The organism is Microbacterium sp. (assembly GCF_031179285.1).
Classification (GTDB): Bacteria; Actinomycetota; Actinomycetes; order Actinomycetales; family Microbacteriaceae; genus Microbacterium.
This window is the reverse complement of record NZ_JAPSHY010000005.1, coordinates 1-16,949: the sequence shown is the minus strand read 5'-3', so window position 1 is coordinate 16,949 and position 16,949 is coordinate 1. Positions and strand designations below refer to the sequence as shown.

The following is a 16,949-nucleotide window of genomic DNA, read 5'->3' as shown; positions in this document are numbered from 1 at the left end:
CAACTGTGCCCGGCGCCGCGCGGACCGAGCCGGGCGCCCCGCGGACCGACCGGGTTAGCATGTCCTGAGCACCCGATGGAAGGATGCGCACGATGGGCTTCATCACCTCCGCCGCTCTGGCCGAGACCGGCTATGTCGTGCTCGACGACCATGATCAGGCCGCGGACCCCGCCGAATGGCTCGGTCTGGAGTACATCGGATGGCGCTCGTCCGGAATCACCCGGTTCGCGCCGCTCGCGAGCTACGCCGGCGAGATCGAGTGCAACGGCTTCTGGAACCACACTCCTCCGCGCACCGACAAGGCCGGGGTGTGGATCCCCGAGCAGGTCAGGAAAGCCCCCGTGCTGGTGCGTCGCGCGAAGGAGCCCGGCGCCGACATCGGCCGCTGCCGGGTGATCGAGTTGCAGCCGAACGAGTATGCGGATGCCGTCTACAACCTGCACCAGGACGACAACAACCGCCTCAACCCCGAGGGCACCGGCTGGGTGGTCCGCGGATTCTTCAACCTCTCCGATGACCCCGACTCGATGCTCATCCTGCGCGAAGATCGCTTCGACCCCGCATCCGAGGTACGACTGGCGCTTCCCGCAGGATCGCGGATCATCGTCGACACCCAGCGCTTCTGGCATGCCGTCTGGCACCGCGGCAAGGATCCGCGCTACGCGCTCATCACCTCGTGGACCTCTGGCCCCGAACTCGACGCGTACATCGCCGTGAACAACGGCGACGCCCACCCCGCGACCGTCGACATCGATCAGCAGCTGATCGAGGATGCTCAGGTCGAACTGCACCGCCGCATCGAGGAGCGCCGCCGCTCGTTCGAGGCTCAGGGCATCGTGATGGACCCGCCCGTCTCGCTGTACGGCTGAGCCCCCTGCCGGACCCGCCCGTCCTCCAGACGGACGACGCGATCGACCGTCCCGTCGGGCGGCGCGACGTGCGAGATGAGCAGCACCGACTGTTCGCCCGCCGCCTCGAGCAGGTCACGCAGCAGCACCTCGGACGCCTCGGCGTCGACGCCGGCGGTCGGTTCGTCCAGCACCAGCACCGGGAAGCCGCGAAGCAGAGCCCTCGCCAGCGCGATGCGTTGCGCCTGCCCGCCTGAGACGAGAACACCGCGATCACCGACGCGTGCATCCAGTCCCCCGCGCTCGCGTACCCAGGCGTCGAGCCCGACGCGCGCCAGCACCGCCAGCAGCTCCTCGTCGGAGGCGTCGTCCTTGGCGAAGAGCAGGTTCTGGCGGATGTCCTCATCGAACAGCTGAGGGCTCTGCTCGCACAGCCCGACGATCCGGCGCAGCGCCGGTCCCGACAGCGCAGACGCGTCCCTGCCGCCGAGCGAGTACTCGCCCGCCGCGCGGAGAAAGCCGACCAGCACGGCGGCGAGAGTGCTCTTGCCCGCCCCGCTCGCCCCGGTCACGAGCAGGCGCTCCCCCGGCCGAAGATCCAGATCGACGCCGCGCAGCGCCTTCACTCCCCCTGGCCACGCCGCGCGCACCCCGCGAAGACGTATCCCCGGCGTGCTGACGTCGCGAACCTCGATGCCGTCGTCGGCGCGCAGTTCTTCCGGCATCCGATCGGGAACCACTCCGGCCACCCGTTGTGCGCTGGCCCGGACGCTCCGCCATGACGACGCCGCCACCGGCACCGCACCGAAGACCTCGAACACGATCATCGGAACCAGCACCACGACGGCGAGCCATGGCCCGTCGATGGCCCCGCGCGCGTGATCGGGGGCGGATGCGGCGAGCGCCCACACCGAGGCGACCCCCGCCATCACCGAGACGATCCCGACGGTGATCGACTGGGAGAACGCCGCCCGCGTGATGGACCGCCGAACGGCCGCATCCGCCGCCCGCACGCGCGCCCGGGCCTGCTCCTCCGCTCCGAAGGCGAGGAGCACGTCGAGCGTTGCGAAGTAGTCCACGAGCGACGCCGACAGCTCCGCGCGCCGCGCCGACACCTCGGCCTCGGCCCGCGATCCGAACACCCATCCCAGGCCGACCGCGGCGGCGCCGGCGATGAGGATGCATGCGGCGAGCGCGAACGCCGCCGGAGGCGACACGACGGCGACGAACACCACGGCGCCGACGGCGACGACGGCGCCGATGGCGAGCGGCTGCACCACCCGCAGCGGAAGGTTCTGCAGGTTCTCGACGTCGTCGACGAGCGCCGACAACACTCGCCCGCGGTCGGTGCCGCCCAGTCCCGCGGGCGAGAGCGGGATGAGCCGGCGCACCATGTCGGCGCGGGTGACCGACAGTTGCCGCAGCGCCGCGTCATGGCCGCTCAGCCGTTCGAGGTAGCGCGTCACCGCCCGAGACACTGCGAAGAATCGCACCCCGACGACGGCGATCGACAGCGGCACGAGCGAGTCGACGATCGACGCGCTCACGATCAGCCAGCCGCTCACCGCCAGCAGGCTCACGGCGGCTCCCGCCGAGAGCACGCCCCAGAGCAGCCCGGGAAGGAAGCGCCCTGCCGAGGGCTGCGCGAGGCGCAGCACAGCCCGCACCCGGGATGTCCGTTCGCTCGTCACGGCTGCCGGCGTCATACCGTCACCCCCAGCGCGATGACCTGATCGGCGATGTCTCGTGCCGACCGGCGGTGCGACACGAGCAGGATCGTCGCGCCGGCATCCGCTCGGGCACGCAGCGAGGCCCACAGCTGCGCCTCGGTCTCGCCGTCGAGCGCGCTGGACGGCTCGTCGAGCATGAGCACGCGCGCGGGGTCGGCGGCATGGCAGTAGAGGGCACGCGCGACCGCGACACGCTGCGCCTGCCCGCCCGAAAGCCCGGTGCCCTGCACGCCGAGCTCGGCACCTGGATCGAGGGCGTGAGCGCACGCATCGTCGAGGGCATCGCGGATGCCGGCGGCATCAGGCACCGGATCTCCGAGAGCGACGTTGGAAGCGATCGTGCCGCGGGAGAGCTGCGGCGACTGCCCCGCCCACGCCACCCACTCCGCGGGCGCGAGGGTGCGCACGTCGCGGCCGGCGAGCTGGGCCTCGCCCTCGAACGCAGCTGCCCCGCGGAGAGCGGCGAGGAGGCTCGATTTGCCGGAACCACTCGGCCCCTCGATCAGGGTGATGGTGCCAGGCACCGCCGTGAATGACACCGGCGGCAGGTCGCGGCCCCGCAGCTTGGTGACGACGAGGTCTCCGCTCGACGGTGTGCACAACTCCTCAAAATCATCGCGGTTCTGGCCCGGCAGAGAGGGTTCGGGCTGAGTCCGAGCGATTTCTGAGGAGTTGTGAACACGTGCGACGCCCGCAGCCGCCGCGTCCAGCACCTCGAACACGTCTTCGGTGGCGGCCACCCCCTCGGCGGCAGCGTGGAACTGCACGCCGACCTGCCGGATCGGCAGGAACGCCTCCGGCGCGAGCAGCAGCACGAACAGCCCGACCTCGAGCGTGAGATCCCCCGAGAGCAGCCGAAACCCCACGGACACCGCGATCAGCGCCACCGCGAGCGAGGCGAGCAGCTCCATCGCGAATCCCGACAGGAACGAGAACCGCAGCACGGTCATCGTCTCGCGGCGATACTGCTCGGCCGTCGCCTGCATCCGTGCGGCGGCACGCTGCTCACGCCCGAAGAGCCGCAGCGTCGAAAGGCCCTGCACCGTGTCGGCGAATCGCACCGCCAGTCGCTGCAGGGTCTGCCACTGCCGGCGCTGCACCACTCGTGTCGCCATGCCGATGAGGATCAGGAACAGCGGGATCAGCGGCAGGGTGATCACCGCGGTCAGCCCGCTCGGCCAGTCCTGCCACCACATCACCGCCAGCAGCACCGGTGTCGCGATCACGGTCAGCACGAGCTGCGGGATGTAGCGCGCGAAATAGGCGTCGAGCGCCTCGAGACCATGACCTGCCGTGACGGCGAGGCCGGTGGCATTGCGCTGCGCGAGCCACCCTGGACCGAGACGGCCGACCGCCGCCACGAGTGCGTCGCGCAGCTGCATGCCGGTCCGCGCGGCGGCCCGGGTGCCCGCCGCATCCGACAGGGCGATCAGGATGCCGCGCAGCCCCGCCGCGACGAGCAGCCAGACGAGAGACCCGTTGACATCCCGTCCGGCTATGGCGCCGGTGATGGCGTCCGTCAGCAGCCACGTGAACGCGATCGTGACCGCCGTCTGCACGACGCCGATCAGAGCGGACGCCGCGAGGAACCAGCGCGCGGCGGCGGCATACCGCAGGAGTCTGGGGTCGATGGGTTTCACGCGTGCGCCGGTGCTGCCTCGATGGACGTCCGTGTGACGCGCTTACGGAAGATCCAGTACGTCCATGACTGGTAGGCCAGGACGAGCGGCAGTGCCACCAGAGCGGTCCAGCTCATGATCTGCAGCGTGTAGGGCGTACTCGACGCGTTCGCGATGGTGAGGCTGTTCGCCGGGTCGATCGTCGACGGCAGCACCAGCGGGAACAGTGCGGCGAACAGCATGGCGACCGCGAACAGGACGGTCGTCGCTCCGGCCGCGAAGGCCCGGCCGTCGCGGCCGCGCAGCGAGAAGAGCACGGCGCTGATCAGGCTCACGGCGGCGAGTGCACCCGCGCTGGCGACGAGCCACAGCAGCGGCGCCTCGCGACCGGCGGCCAGCCCGACGGTCCAGACGACCGTTCCAGCTGCCACGAGGATGGTCGGCGCGGCCGCGATCCGCGCGAGGCGCCGCGCATCTTCGTGAACCTGGCCATCGGTCTTGAGTGCGAGGAACAGCACCCCGTGCAGGAAGAACACCGAGAGCGTGGTGAACCCCACCACCAGCGCGTAGGGGTTCAGCAGCGCGAACACTCCGCCGATGTGGATGTGGTCGGCGTCCAGCGCGACTCCCTGCACGATGTTGCCGAAAGCGACGCCCCAGAGGAAGGCGGGGACGGCCGATCCGATGACGATCATCCGGTCGAAGCGGGCCTTCCACGCCGCGTCCTCGCGCTGATGCCGATACTCGAACGAGACGCCGCGCAGGATGAGGGCGAGCAGGATGACCAGCAGCGGCAGGTAGAACCCGCTGAACAGCGAGGCGTACCACTCCGGGAATGAGGCGAACAGCACGGCGCCCGCGACGATGACCCAGGTCTCGTTGAGATCCCAGATCGGGCCGATGGTGTTGATGATCTGCCGACGCGAGACGTCGTCCTTGCCGAGGAACGGCAGCGACATGCCGACGCCGAAGTCGAACCCGTCGAGCACGAAGTAGCCGACGAAGAGGAACGCGACGATCCAGAACCAGAGGGTTGCGAGGTCCATTTTCATTCCTTCCGGTCAGTACACGACCGACGACAGCTGTGCCGTCTCTTCGTGGGGTTGCTCGTCGGTGTCGGGACCCTTCTGAGCCGCACGGATGATGAGCCGGATCTCGACCACCGCGAGCGCTGCGTAGATCGCGGTGAAGGCGATGAGCGAGATGAGCACCTCGAGGCCGCTCACCCCCGGGGAGACGCCGTCCTGCGTCGTCATGAGGCCGAACACGATCCAGGGCTGCCTGCCCATCTCGGTGAACACCCACCCCATGACGTTGGCGGCGAGCGCGAGCGGGAACGACCAGATCGCGAGCTTCCACATCCAGGGGGCGGGTTGGCTCCTCGCGTTTTTGCGGGTGAGCCAGAGACCGGCGAGGGCGACCACTGCTGCGGCGATGCCGAGGCCGATCATCCAGCGGAAGGCCCAGTACGTGATCCACAGGATCGGTGCGAATTCGGTGAGCCCGGTGCCGGCGAAGGTCTCGGCGTACTCGGCGTTGAGATCGTTGATCCCGTGCACGCATGCGTCGAACGAGTGGGTCGACAGCAGGGAGAGCAGGTACGGCACGCGGATCGAGAACAGCTCAGAACTGCCGTCCGGCGTTCCCAGCGTGAACAGGCTGAAGGAGGCGTCGTACCCGCAGACGGTGTTGAACGTCGCCTCGGCGGCCGCCATCTTCATCGGCTGCGCGTCGTACATCACAAGTCCCAGCTGGTCGCCGGTGAGCACGACGCCGGCGGTCGAGACGATCATCGCCCACAGCCCGAATCTGAGCGAGATCCGCATCGTGTCGAGATGCTGTCCTCGTGACAGGTGCCAGGCCGAGACCGAGATCACCACGCCGGCTGCGAACATGAACGCGCCGAAGATCGTGTGGGGGAACGCGGCGAGGGCTACGGGGTTGGTCAGCAGCGCCCAGATGTCCACGAGCTCGGCGCGGTTGGTCGTCGGGTTGTACTCGTACCCGACGGGATTCTGCATGAACGAGTTGGCCGCGATGATGAAGTAGGCCGAGAGGATGCTGCCCACCGAGACGCACCAGATCGTCGCCAGGTGCAGCTTCTGCGGCAGCTTGTCCCACCCGAAGATCCACAGACCGATGAAGGTCGCCTCGAAGAAGAACGCCAGCAGTCCCTCGAATGCGAGCGGCGCGCCGAACACGTCGCCGACGAAGCGCGAGTAGTCAGACCAGTTCATGCCGAACTGGAACTCCTGCACGATGCCGGTCACGACGCCCATCGCGAAGTTGATGAGGAAGATCTTCCCGAAGAACCGGGTCAGGTGCAGGTACTCGACCCTGCCGGTTCGCACCCACAGAGTCTGGAAGATCGCGGCGACCGTGACCATGCCGATCGTCAGCGGCACGAACAGGTAGTGGTAGACGGTGGTCAGCCCGAACTGCCATCGGGAGAGGGCCAGCGGATCAAGCCATTCCATGCGCGACTCCTGTTCACTGGTGCAGCGGGATCTGCATCCGGAAGAGGGGCGGAGCCGGCCTGCGGATGAGTCCGCCGTTGGCCATGCCTCAATTGTCCCGTGCGGTCGTCCGCGAACCCAGCCCTGGGCGATAGGGATGTCGGATGCCGCCGATAGCCTGCGCGCATGGGCGATGTCGGATGCCGCCGATAGCCTGCGCGCATGGGCGATGTCGGATGCCGCCGATAGCCTGAGGGTATGGCCGCCCGCAAACCCGCTCCCCCCGCGTATGTCTGCACCGAATGCGGGTGGACGACCGCGAAGTGGGTCGGCCGCTGCGCCGAGTGCCAGCAGTGGGGCACCGTCGCCGAGCAGTCGGCGCCGACCGGCATCCTGCGTCAGATGACGCCGCTCGCCCCGCACGCCGATCGCGCCGCCCGACCCATCACGCAGATCACCACGGAGGATGCGCCTCGCCGCACCAGCGGCGTCGGCGAGTTCGACCGGGTGCTCGGCGGGGGCATCGTGCCGGGAGCTGCGATCCTGCTCAGCGGCGAGCCCGGCGTCGGCAAATCGACGCTGCTGCTCGAGGTGGCAGCTCAAGCCGCCCGCTCCGGGCGCCGCGTGCTGTACGCGAGCGCCGAGGAGTCTCCGGCCCAGGTGCGGCTGCGCGCCGAGCGGACGGGGGCGCTGCACGACGAGCTGTATCTCGCGAGCGAGACCGACCTCGCCACGATCCTGGGTCACATCGACGAGGTGAAGCCGCAGCTCGTGATCGTCGACTCCGTGCAGACGGTGTCGTCCTCCCTGTCGGAGGGCGCGGCGGGACAGCCGAGCCAGGTCCGCGAGGTGGCCGCCACGCTCATCCGTGTGGCGAAGGAGCGGAGCCTTCCCATCATCATCGTCGGCCATGTCACCAAAGACGGGCAGGTCGCCGGCCCGCGGGTGCTCGAGCACCTCGTCGACGTCGTCTGTCATTTCGAGGGCGATCGACAGACATCGCTGCGGTTCATCCGCGCGCTGAAGAATCGCTTCGGCCCGACCGACGAGGTGGGCTGCTTCGAGATGACCGGCGGCGGCATCGCCGAGGTTCCCGACCCGTCGGGGTTGTTCCTCTCGCAGGGCGCGGCCGAGCCGGGAACCTGCGTGGCGATCGCGCTCGAAGGAAAGCGCGCGCTTCCCGTCGAGGTGCAGGCCCTGACCATCCCGAGCAATGCTCCGAACCCCCGCCGCGTGGTGCACGGGCTCGATGCATCACGCGTCGCGATGGTGCTGGCGATCCTCGAGAAGCGGGCCAACATCAAGACCAGCATGCTCGATGTCTACGTCTCGACGGTGGGTGGTGTGCGCTTCACCGAACCTGCCGCCGACCTCGCCATCGCGATCGCGGTGGCCGGCTCCGTGCAGCTGAACTCGGTGCCGCGCACGATCGCGGCGGTCGGAGAGCTGAGTCTCGCCGGCGAGATCCGGCCGGTGACGCAGGCTGCGCAGCGGCGGTCCGAAGCCGCGCGCCTCGGCTACGAGCAGGTGGTGGACGATCGCTCGAAGACGCTCAGGGCAGCCCTCGGCGATGTGCGGGCTCGCGGCACGTCGCGGCGCAACGAAGAAGACATCCCGCCGTTCTGACATCTTGCGGCCGTTCGCGCGGCTCGGGCCGCGCTCGAAAGAATGGCTCAGGCGTCGAGTGCCTTCAGAAGCTCCTCGGGCGCGGCCTGCATCGGGTGAGGTCCCGCGATGTCGAGGAACACAGTCGTGATCGGGTGGGCTGCGAGGAACCGGCGCAGCCAGTCGGCGTCGTAGATGCCGACACCGGGAGGCAGGTTCGCCGGCTTGTTCTTCGCATCGCTGAACAGCAGGAGTGCCAGATCGCCGCTGTCCGGGTTGCGGTAAGTCCACACCTCGCCCGAGTCCAGCGGATTGTCGCGGGCACCGGGCTTGATCAGCGGGACGACCGTCGTGCCATGACGAAGGGCCAGCGCGACGGCGGCGATGTCCTGCTTCTCCAAGGCCCGCGCGAGCGCCTCGGAGCGGAACTCCTCAGGGGCGGGCTTGTTCTTCGCCGACTTCTTCACTGCCATGCTTCCAGCCTACGGATGCCGGAACCGTCCGGTGCAACGCATATTTCGCCGCTCGCGGAAATGATTGGGGCCCTCTCGAGTCCTCCATTGGGGACTGGGGTACTCGAGAGGGCCCTCAGACTCTCGTACGGCGATGTCGAAGCGCTGGGGACGCTGTAACTCGACGCCACTGGGGATGGCATGGTGCCGCGTGTTCCCGAGAGTCATTCAATGGTATCCCAAAGAACGGCCGCTGTCAGCCTCATGAGGGGAAAATCCTCTACTCGCAGATCTTTCACGGCCGAGATGTCCTGTGTTCGCGGGGCCCGCGATCAATCCAGCAGGATCTGCTTCGTCGTCTCGCTCGCGAAGCCGCCGATGGACACGGCCACGTGGTACGAGGATCCGCCCGCGGGTGCCCGGGGGCGATTCTCCTCGGCGCATGTCTCGACGCTCGAGCGGGTGCGATCCCAGACGACGGGCTCTTTGCTCGTCACCGTCACGCCGGCGGCGAGCGTCGCGATCATGCTGCTCGGGTTCTCCTGGCAGTCCGTCGAGCGCCACCAGATGTCATTGCCGCTCGACACGGTGAACACCTGCAGGGTCGATCCGACGTCGAGCGTGCAATCGGTCGCGCCCGTGTTCGTGAGCGATATCGACAGCTTCGGAAGCACGCCCTCCGGGTACCGATCAGCGTCGGTGACGGCCGTGACGACGACGTCCTTCGCCTCGCAGGCGACGATCCCGGGGGTCTCCTCCGGTGTCGACTCGGGCGACGCCTGCTCCGAAGACTGTGTCGTCGGCGCCGCGGAGGCCGACGATGACGGAGTAGGCCGCGGCGTCACCTCGGCCGCCCCGGTCACCCACGGCTGTGCCACGAGAAGCCAGATGCCGATGCCGACCGCTGCGACGAACAGGATCAGGGCGCCCAGCACCACCAGGCGACGTCGTCGATAGACGGCGGCAGACGTACGGGGCATGATTCCAGGCTAGTTCAGCACCTTGAGCATCCGCGTGTTGCCGAGCGTGTTCGGCTTCACATGCGCGAGGTCGAGGAACTCCTCGACACCGGCGTCGCCGCTTCGCAGCAGTTGCGAGTACACATCCGGGTCCACGACCTGCTCGCCGATGGGCGCGTACCCTCGCCTGCTGAAGAAGTCGACCTCGAAGGTGAGACAGAACAGCCGCGTGAGTCCGAGCGTCCGGGCGTTCTCCTCGAGTCGGTCGACGATCCTTCGCCCCACCCCGTGACGGAGCCAGTCATCGCGGACCAGCAGGGAGCGCACTTCGCCCAGATCCTCCCAGATCACGTGCAGCGCACCGCATCCGATCAACGTCCCGTCGGCCTCGGCGACGACGAACTCCTGCACCGAGCCGTAGAGCACCGCGAGATCTTTGCCCAGCAGGATGCGCCGCTCGACGAGCGGCTGGAGGAGGTTTCGGATCTCGACGATGTCTGCGCTTCGCGCCGGCCGTACGATGATCTCGCTCACGGCACAAGTCTAGGCACGAACGACGAAGGGGCGGATGCCGCAGCATCCGCCCCTTCGTTCCTGCGCCCCCTCGGGGCCTCAGTGCCTCACTCCCCGCTGGCGACCGCCAGGTCGGGGGTGCCGCTGATCGCACCGCCGGTGTTCACTCCGACGGCCACCCGCTCGCCGCGCGGGCCGTGCACGAACAGGAACTCGCCGTTCTCGGCATCCACCTTGACGTGGTCGCCGGCGTTGAGCTCGCCGTGCAGGATCTTCTCCGACAGACGATCCTCGATCTCGTGCTGCATCGCGCGACGCAGGGGGCGGGCGCCGAGGGCCGGGTCGAACCCGATCTCGATGAGGCGCTCCTTGGCGGCCTGCGACAGCTCGATCGTCATGTCGCGGTCGAGCAGCCGCTCGCCGAGGCGCTTGGTGAACAGATCGACGATCTGCACCAGCTCCTCCTTCGACAGCTGCGGGAACACGATGATGTCGTCGACACGGTTCAGGAACTCGGGCTTGAAGTTGCGCTTGAGCTCCTCGTTCACCTTGCCCTTCATCCGGTCGTAGGTGGTCGCGTTGCTGCCCTCGATCTGGAAGCCGACCGGGCCACCGGCGATGTCACGCGCACCGAGGTTGGTGGTCATGATGATCACGGTGTTCTTGAAGTCGATCATGCGACCCTGACCGTCGGTCAGGCGACCCTCTTCGAGGATCTGCAAGAGCGAGTTGAAGATGTCGGGGTGAGCCTTCTCGATCTCATCGAAGAGAACGACGCTGAACGGCTTGCGGCGCACCTTCTCGGTGAGCTGACCGCCCTCTTCGAATCCGACGAACCCGGGAGGGGCACCGAACAGACGCGAGACCGTGTGCTTCTCACCGAACTCGCTCATGTCGAGCGCGATGAGAGCTGCCTCGTCGTCGAACAGGAATTCCGCCAGCGCCTTGGCGAGCTCGGTCTTTCCGACACCTGTGGGGCCGGCGAAGATGAAGGAGCCCGAGGGGCGCTTCGGGTCCTTGAGGCCCGCACGCTGACGACGGATCGTCTTCGAAAGCGCGGCGATCGCCTCTTCCTGGCCGATGACGCGCTGGTGCAGCGCCTTCTCCATGAAGACGAGACGGCTCGACTCCTCTTCGGTGAGCTTGAACACCGGGATGCCGGTGGCCTGTGCGAGCACCTCGGCGATCAGGCCCTCATCGACGACCGCGGCGGTCGCGACGTCACCCGAGCGCCACTGCTTCTCGAGGCGCAGGCGCTCGGCGAGGAGGCTCTTCTCCTCGTCGCGCAGCGATGCCGCCTTCTCGAAGTCCTGGTCCTCGGATGCCAGCTCCTTCTGCTCGCGCACCGCGGCGATCTTCTCGTCGAACTCGCGCAGCTCCGGCGGGCTGGACAGGATCGACAGACGCAGGCGGGCGCCGGCCTCGTCGATCAGGTCGATGGCCTTGTCGGGCAGGAAGCGGTCGCTGACGTACCGGTCGGCGAGGTTGGAGGCCGCGACGATGGCGCCGTCGGTGATCTGCACCTTGTGGTGCGCCTCGTAGCGGTCGCGCAGGCCCTTCAGGATGTTGATCGTGTGGGGAAGGCTCGGCTCCGCCACCTGGATCGACTGGAAGCGGCGCTCGAGGGCTGCATCCTTCTCGAAGTGCTTGCGGTACTCGTCGAGCGTGGTCGCACCGATCGTCTGCAGCTCACCCCGGGCGAGCAGCGGCTTGAGGATGCTGGCCGCGTCGATCGCGCCTTCGGCTGCGCCGGCGCCGACCAGAGTGTGGATCTCGTCGATGAAGACGATGATGTCGCCGCGGGTGCGGATCTCCTTGGTGACCTTCTTCAGGCGCTCCTCGAAGTCGCCGCGGTAGCGAGAACCCGCGATGAGCGAGCCGAGGTCGAGCGAGTACAGCTGCTTGTCCTTGAGCGTCTCGGGCACATCGCCCTTGACGATCGCCTGTGCGAGGCCCTCGACGACGGCGGTCTTGCCGACGCCGGGCTCGCCGATGAGGACGGGGTTGTTCTTGGAGCGGCGAGACAGGATCTGCATGACCCGCTCGATCTCCTTCTCGCGCCCGATCACCGGGTCGAGCTTGTTGTCGCGCGCGGCCTGCGTCAGGTTGCGTCCGAACTGGTCGAGCACCTGGGATCCGCCCTGCGCTCCGCTGGGCGAGTCGTTGGTCTGCGCGCCGACGGAGGCGGTCTCGCGGCCCGGGGCGCCGGAGAGCAGCTGGATGACCTGCTGGCGCACCTTGTTCAGGTCGGCGCCGAGCTTGACGAGCACCTGTGCGGCGACGCCCTCACCCTCGCGGATGAGGCCGAGCAGGATGTGCTCGGTGCCGATGTAGTTGTGGCCGAGCTGCAGGGCCTCGCGGAGGCTCAGCTCGAGCACCTTCTTCGCACGCGGGGTGAAGGGGATGTGACCGGTCGGCTGCTGCTGGCCCTGACCGATGATGTCCTGCACCTGCTCGCGCACGGCGTCGAGGGAGATGCCGAGTGACTCCAGCGCCTTGGCTGCGACACCCTCGCCCTCGTGGATGAGGCCGAGCAGGATGTGCTCGGTGCCGATGTAGTTGTGGTTGAGCATCTTCGCCTCTTCTTGGGCGAGGACGACCACTCGACGGGCTCGGTCCGTGAATCTCTCGAACATTGTGACTCCTTGGTTCGCACGGGGCGAATGCGCCGACACCGGGGTCCGGCCGTGCGCCTTGTACATCGAGAGTAACCACCGGGAACTGCACGTATGCCCGTGTTCGCCCTGGGCATAGCGCGGCTGAGCGGGGGCGTCGCCGACGCCCTTTCGGCCGGCCGTGGCACGCCGCCATCACACCTGGAGTTGACGAGCGTAACGAATGTCGATAACTTATCGATCATCGCTAATAACGACTATCGATAAGGAGCGCTCATGGACACCACCAGACAGAGCACGCTGTCACGAGCGGACGCCGCCGCACTCATCGCCTTCTGCGTCGCCGGCATCGCCATCGCCGCGTGGATCACCGTCTTCTCGGTGATGCGCATCATCGAACTCGCCCGCGGCACCGACGTACCGGTGATGGTGGAGTTCATCGGCGACACGGTGGATGCACCGCTCGGCCCTGACGGTTCGGCGCTGTCGATCGGACTCGACCGCGCGACGCTCACAGCGGCCCAACTGCCCCCGATCGCGACGGTGCCGGGGATCATCGGTCAGGTGGTCCAGATCCTCACGATCCTGACGGTGATCGCGTGTCTGATCCTGCTGGCTCAGAGCACGCTGCGCGGACGAGTGTTCTCGCGCCGGAACACGCGGCTCGTGATGACCGCAGGCATCACCGGGCTCCTCGGCGCGGCCGCCTCGCGGTTCTTCGAGAACATGCTCGCCAACGCCACCGTGTCGGTCGTCGCCGACAACGCCTTCGAGACCGCGGTCATCAGCATCGAGCCGTTCGGATTCATCCTCGCCGCGTTCATCCTGTCGGTCATCGGCACCGCTTTCGTGGTGGGCGACCGGCTGCAGCGTGAGACAGCGGGGCTGGTGTGACCCCGGCCGCTCCCGACGACGGGGAGCCCACAGGCATCCACTGCCGGCTCGACGAACTGCTCGCCGAGCGCGGGATGACGCTCACCGAACTCAGCGCACGGGTCGGGGTCAGTATCGTCAACCTGTCGGTGCTGAAGAACGACCGGGCCCGTGCCATCCGATACTCGACGCTGCGGGCGATCTGCGACGCACTCGGCTGCGAGGTCGGAGAGCTGCTGGTCCTGGCCGAGCGCTGAGTGGCGGCCGATCGTCGTTCGAAGTGCGCAAAGTGCTGCATCCTGGCGAATATCGAGCACTTTGCGCACTTCGAAACTGGAACTGGTGGATAAGTCTTGACTTATATAAGTCGTGGCTGAATACTGAGATCATGCACGCGCTCGATGTCCTCGGAGATCCGGTACGCCGGCGCATTCTCGAGGTCCTCGCGGACGGCGAGGCTTCCGCCGGCGAGCTCGGCGCGGTCATCCAGGATGAGTTCGGCATCACCCAGCCGGCCGTTTCGCAGCACCTGCGCGTCCTGCGAGAGCAGGCGTTCGCGACGGTGCGCGCGGACGGCGCTCGGCGACTGTATGCCGTCGATCCGCGCGGCGTACGGGAGGCCGACGCCTGGCTCACGCCGTTCGAGCGGTTCTGGCGCGGTCCCCTCGCCGCCCTCGACACCGAGCTCGCGCGCGGCCGCAGCGCCCGTGGGCGAGCCGAGCGATCCGTAGTAGGTGGTCAGGAGAGTCCTGCCCACGGAAAGGAATGATCATGGTCGACATCCAGGCCCAGCTCGACTCGGTCTCTCGAGAGCTGCGAGAGTCCGATCTCGACGGACAGCCCTCGTACATGCAGACCGTCGCGCAGGAGTACCCCTCGGCGATCGACGATGTCTGGCAGGCGGTGACCACCCCCGAGCGGATCGCCCGGTGGTTCCTTCCCGTTTCGGGTGACCTTCGGCTCGGCGGCCGGTACCAGCTCGAAGGCAACGCCGGCGGCGAGATTCTGGCTTGCGCGCCGCCGTCCGCAGATGGCGCCTCCTACCGCGTGACGTGGGAGTACGGCGGGGGCATCAGCTGGGTCGCCGTCCGGTTGACCGCCGTGGGCGAGGCCCGCACGCGCCTCGAGCTCGAGCACACCGCACGCTCCGCCGATGTGCCGCCCGGGATGTGGGAGACCTTCGGACCGGGGGCGGCCGGCGTCGGGTGGGACCAGGGTCTGCTCGGGCTCGCTCTGCATCTCGGCGCGGTCGCTGGCGCGATCTCGCGCGCGGACGCCGAAGCGTGGCAGCTTTCCGAGGAGGGTCGGGCGTTCAGCCGCGGCGCCGCGGACGGCTGGGCTGAGGCCCATGTCGCCGCAGGCGCGGACCCGGAAGCGGCGGCTGCTGCTGCGGACGCGACCTTCCGGTTCTACACGGGCCAGGAGTGAATGCCCGACATCTCACGCCGCCGGGGCGCGTCCGGCACCCCGCCGCGCGCGCTGGTCAACTCGGCCGCCAGGTGTACAGCCTGATGGTGCACACCTGGCGGAAGCCGAGTGATTCGTAGAGGGGTCGCCCCGCCGCCGCCGAAGTGAGGACGACGTGTCGCGCGCCGGCATCGCGAGCGGCCGCCATCGCTCCCCGGGTGAGGAAGGCACCGACGCCCTGCCGCCGCGCCTCGGGCACGGTCGATACGAAGTAGAGACCGGCGACTCCGGACGAGAAGAAGACCGTGGCGGTGCCGACGACGCGGTCGTTTCGACGAGCGAGCACAAGCCGGAGGTCGGGGTGGCCGAGTCCCATGCGATCGAAGACCTCGCCGACCCACTCCGCTTCGCGCGGCCCTTCGCCGAAACCGCTGCCGAGCGCTTCCACCCACTCGCTGAGAGCGCGGGCGTCACTCACGGTCTCGATGTCGATCCCGGGGACGCGATGCTCGACCATCCGATCAAGTGAGGCGGCCATGCCTGGCTCGTCACCGTCCGCGGCGAAGCCCGCCGCCTCGAGCCGCGCCGGCAGGTCGAGCGGACGCATGGACGGCCCGACGTGCCAGGTGCCGGGCAGCGCAGCTCTTGCGAGCAGTTCCCGACTCTCGGCGATAGCGGAATCGGCGGCATCCGCCTCGAGGTCCGCTCCGACGACCGCGTTGTGATAATCCACCGGAGAGCCGCCGAGGCTCCAGACGACGTCGCCGTCGCGCGCGTGCCCGCCGCCGGCCGCTCCCATCCGCAGCAGCAGGTCGGCCGCGTTCTGCTCGACCGCGCGCGCCAGTGACTGGTCGTCGAGCTCGGCCGGTGTGCTCATCTGGTTCTCCTCACGAATGCGCGTCGATTGTGCGCAAGCGTACAAGCGACGGCTCCCCCGACTGCCGACGCTGCTGCGGGAGCCGGCCGGAATCGACGTCGGAGAGTGCGAACTGCTGCATCCTGGCGAATATCCAGCACTTCGCGCTCTCTGTACGGTGGATGCCGCGTGATGAACACTCGGGGAATATGGGCAATCGTGCCCATGCGTTCTGTCCTATGAACGGGCTGTGTGCCGATACCGTTGAGACATGACCAACACCGACCGGAAGCTGCGCCCGTACTCCCGCCTCCTCATGGCGCTGCCCGTCGCCGCACTCTCCTTCTCTCTTGCAGCCTGCGCCGGCATCGGCGGCCCGCAGCGACCGACCCAGGATGAACTCGCCGAGGGCATGGCGAAGATCTGGCAGTCGGACCCGTCGACGGCAGACCGTTTCACCGACGAGCAGAACGACTGCATGGCCGAGGCCCTCCTCGACTCCGAGGTCTCCGACCAGGACCTGACCAACCTCGCGGACGGCAAGGACGAGCAGACGAGCATCGAGGCCCGCGACCTGGTCTCCAAGACGATCGGCGAGGCCGTCACGACCTGTGTGACCGAGTGATCGCCGGTCACTGACTGCCGCCGAAAGGATGACGGATGCCGCCGGCATCCGTCATCCTTTGTCATATGCACGCTCGGAATGAATGAGGACTCCTAACGTTGGATCTCATGGCGCGCACCCGGCGCGCATCGACTTTGGAGTCCCATGAGCACCACCGCACGCGCCCAGAAGGCGCCAGACACCCGCGGGCCGGTCCGGAAGCTGCTGACCTCGTTCGGCTTCCAGATCCTCGCAGCCCTCGTCCTCGGCATCGCCGCCGGCCTCATCGGCCGTCAGCTCGGCGCCACGGCGGAGAACCCGAACGGCCTGTCCGCCACGCTCGACACGATCGGCAGCTCGTATGTGACATTGCTCCGCGCCGCCGTCGTTCCTCTGATCTTCACCGCGATCG

At 68.2% G+C, this 16,949-nt stretch carries 16 protein-coding genes and 1 pseudogene; 8 read left to right on the top strand and 9 right to left on the bottom strand.

Translation table 11 applies throughout. The features are described 5' to 3' along the window. The first annotated feature begins 92 nt into the window (after window positions 1-92). A complete protein-coding gene (locus tag RIN18_RS04565) occupies window positions 93-869 on the top strand; it encodes a hypothetical protein (RefSeq protein WP_309102765.1) in 777 nt (258 codons plus the stop codon). On the opposite strand, the gene cydC is transcribed toward RIN18_RS04565, so the two are convergent. The 4 genes from cydC to RIN18_RS04545 are packed head-to-tail and all read right to left on the bottom strand — an operon-like array spanning window position 827 to window position 6,674. Further along, entirely contained in the window at window positions 827-2,554 is a 1,728-nt protein-coding gene (cydC, locus tag RIN18_RS04560; protein ID WP_309102764.1) for a thiol reductant ABC exporter subunit CydC, read from the bottom strand. The genes RIN18_RS04565 and cydC overlap by 43 nt on opposite strands. Further along, entirely contained in the window at window positions 2,551-4,218 is a 1,668-nt protein-coding gene (gene cydD, locus RIN18_RS04555) for a thiol reductant ABC exporter subunit CydD (protein ID WP_309102763.1), read from the bottom strand. The genes cydC and cydD overlap by 4 nt, the downstream gene beginning before the upstream one ends. Then, entirely contained in the window at window positions 4,215-5,243 is a 1,029-nt protein-coding gene (gene cydB / locus RIN18_RS04550) for a cytochrome d ubiquinol oxidase subunit II (protein WP_309102762.1), read from the bottom strand. Before cydB ends, cydD begins: the two co-directional genes overlap by 4 nt. A gap of 15 nt (window positions 5,244-5,258) precedes the next feature. Then, the gene (locus RIN18_RS04545; protein ID WP_309102761.1) at window positions 5,259-6,674 is read right to left on the bottom strand and encodes a cytochrome ubiquinol oxidase subunit I; all 1,416 of its coding nucleotides are present in this window, start codon (window positions 6,672-6,674) and stop codon (window positions 5,259-5,261) included. 237 nt (window positions 6,675-6,911) lie between these two features. On the opposite strand from RIN18_RS04545, the gene radA reads away from it, so the two are divergent. Next, window positions 6,912-8,279: a DNA repair protein RadA gene (gene radA, locus RIN18_RS04540; protein ID WP_309102760.1), complete on the top strand. Its 1,368-nt coding sequence runs from the start codon at window positions 6,912-6,914 to the stop codon at window positions 8,277-8,279. A gap of 47 nt (window positions 8,280-8,326) precedes the next feature. On the opposite strand, the gene RIN18_RS04535 is transcribed toward radA, so the two are convergent. The 4 genes from RIN18_RS04535 to RIN18_RS04520 form a co-directional block, all read right to left on the bottom strand. Beyond that, window positions 8,327-8,731 carry a dehydrogenase gene (locus RIN18_RS04535; protein WP_309102759.1) on the bottom strand — a complete coding sequence of 135 codons (405 nt, stop codon included), beginning with the start codon at window positions 8,729-8,731 and terminating at the stop codon, window positions 8,327-8,329. 311 nt (window positions 8,732-9,042) lie between these two features. Further along, window positions 9,043-9,690, bottom strand: a complete 648-nt coding sequence (locus RIN18_RS04530) for a hypothetical protein (protein WP_309102758.1) — start codon at window positions 9,688-9,690, stop codon at window positions 9,043-9,045. A gap of 9 nt (window positions 9,691-9,699) precedes the next feature. Next, window positions 9,700-10,203 (bottom strand): amino-acid N-acetyltransferase, encoded by a 504-nt coding sequence (locus tag RIN18_RS04525; protein ID WP_309102757.1) that lies wholly within the window; start codon window positions 10,201-10,203, stop codon window positions 9,700-9,702. 86 nt (window positions 10,204-10,289) lie between these two features. Then, window positions 10,290-12,818, bottom strand: coding sequence for an ATP-dependent Clp protease ATP-binding subunit (locus RIN18_RS04520; RefSeq protein ID WP_309102756.1), 2,529 nt, complete (start codon window positions 12,816-12,818; stop codon window positions 10,290-10,292). A gap of 255 nt (window positions 12,819-13,073) precedes the next feature. Between RIN18_RS04520 and RIN18_RS04515 the strand changes: the two genes are divergently transcribed. From RIN18_RS04515 to RIN18_RS04500, 4 genes are all read left to right on the top strand, one after another. Beyond that, window positions 13,074-13,691 carry a hypothetical protein gene (locus RIN18_RS04515; RefSeq protein ID WP_309102755.1) on the top strand — a complete coding sequence of 206 codons (618 nt, stop codon included), beginning with the start codon at window positions 13,074-13,076 and terminating at the stop codon, window positions 13,689-13,691. Continuing rightward, window positions 13,688-13,927: a helix-turn-helix transcriptional regulator gene (locus tag RIN18_RS04510; RefSeq protein WP_309102754.1), complete on the top strand. Its 240-nt coding sequence runs from the start codon at window positions 13,688-13,690 to the stop codon at window positions 13,925-13,927. Before RIN18_RS04515 ends, RIN18_RS04510 begins: the two co-directional genes overlap by 4 nt. A gap of 131 nt (window positions 13,928-14,058) precedes the next feature. Beyond that, on the top strand, window positions 14,059-14,439 hold the full coding sequence (locus tag RIN18_RS04505) for a metalloregulator ArsR/SmtB family transcription factor (protein WP_309102753.1): 381 nt from the start codon (window positions 14,059-14,061) through the stop codon (window positions 14,437-14,439). Between the two features lie 2 nt (window positions 14,440-14,441). Then, window positions 14,442-15,098, top strand: a complete 657-nt coding sequence (locus RIN18_RS04500; RefSeq protein ID WP_309102752.1) for an SRPBCC domain-containing protein — start codon at window positions 14,442-14,444, stop codon at window positions 15,096-15,098. A gap of 55 nt (window positions 15,099-15,153) precedes the next feature. On the opposite strand, the gene RIN18_RS04495 is transcribed toward RIN18_RS04500, so the two are convergent. Next, window positions 15,154-15,954 (bottom strand): GNAT family N-acetyltransferase, encoded by an 801-nt coding sequence (locus RIN18_RS04495; protein WP_309102751.1) that lies wholly within the window; start codon window positions 15,952-15,954, stop codon window positions 15,154-15,156. Between the two features lie 250 nt (window positions 15,955-16,204). Between RIN18_RS04495 and RIN18_RS04490 the strand changes: the two genes are divergently transcribed. Beyond that, complete coding sequence (locus tag RIN18_RS04490) at window positions 16,205-16,558, top strand: hypothetical protein (RefSeq protein ID WP_309102750.1); 354 nt, start codon at window positions 16,205-16,207, stop codon at window positions 16,556-16,558. Between the two features lie 144 nt (window positions 16,559-16,702). Beyond that, window positions 16,703-16,949 (top strand): annotated as a pseudogene (locus RIN18_RS04485) (dicarboxylate/amino acid:cation symporter); the annotation flags it as partial.

What these genes read in the sequence shown, in the direction of transcription:
- RIN18_RS04565 (WP_309102765.1), top strand. Translation starts at nt 93, where the DNA reads ATGGGCTTCATCACCTCCGCCGCTCTGGCCGAGACCGGCTATGTCGTG.
- cydC (WP_309102764.1), bottom strand. Translation starts at nt 2,554, where the DNA reads ATGACGCCGGCAGCCGTGACGAGCGAACGGACATCCCGGGTGCGGGCT.
- cydB (WP_309102762.1), bottom strand. Translation starts at nt 5,243, where the DNA reads ATGGACCTCGCAACCCTCTGGTTCTGGATCGTCGCGTTCCTCTTCGTC.
- RIN18_RS04545 (WP_309102761.1), bottom strand. Translation starts at nt 6,674, where the DNA reads ATGGAATGGCTTGATCCGCTGGCCCTCTCCCGATGGCAGTTCGGGCTG.
- radA (WP_309102760.1), top strand. Translation starts at nt 6,912, where the DNA reads ATGGCCGCCCGCAAACCCGCTCCCCCCGCGTATGTCTGCACCGAATGC.
- RIN18_RS04535 (WP_309102759.1), bottom strand. Translation starts at nt 8,731, where the DNA reads ATGGCAGTGAAGAAGTCGGCGAAGAACAAGCCCGCCCCTGAGGAGTTC.
- RIN18_RS04530 (WP_309102758.1), bottom strand. Translation starts at nt 9,690, where the DNA reads ATGCCCCGTACGTCTGCCGCCGTCTATCGACGACGTCGCCTGGTGGTG.
- RIN18_RS04520 (WP_309102756.1), bottom strand. Translation starts at nt 12,818, where the DNA reads ATGTTCGAGAGATTCACGGACCGAGCCCGTCGAGTGGTCGTCCTCGCC.
- RIN18_RS04515 (WP_309102755.1), top strand. Translation starts at nt 13,074, where the DNA reads ATGGACACCACCAGACAGAGCACGCTGTCACGAGCGGACGCCGCCGCA.
- RIN18_RS04505 (WP_309102753.1), top strand. Translation starts at nt 14,059, where the DNA reads ATGCACGCGCTCGATGTCCTCGGAGATCCGGTACGCCGGCGCATTCTC.
- RIN18_RS04500 (WP_309102752.1), top strand. Translation starts at nt 14,442, where the DNA reads ATGGTCGACATCCAGGCCCAGCTCGACTCGGTCTCTCGAGAGCTGCGA.
- RIN18_RS04495 (WP_309102751.1), bottom strand. Translation starts at nt 15,954, where the DNA reads ATGAGCACACCGGCCGAGCTCGACGACCAGTCACTGGCGCGCGCGGTC.
- RIN18_RS04490 (WP_309102750.1), top strand. Translation starts at nt 16,205, where the DNA reads ATGACCAACACCGACCGGAAGCTGCGCCCGTACTCCCGCCTCCTCATG.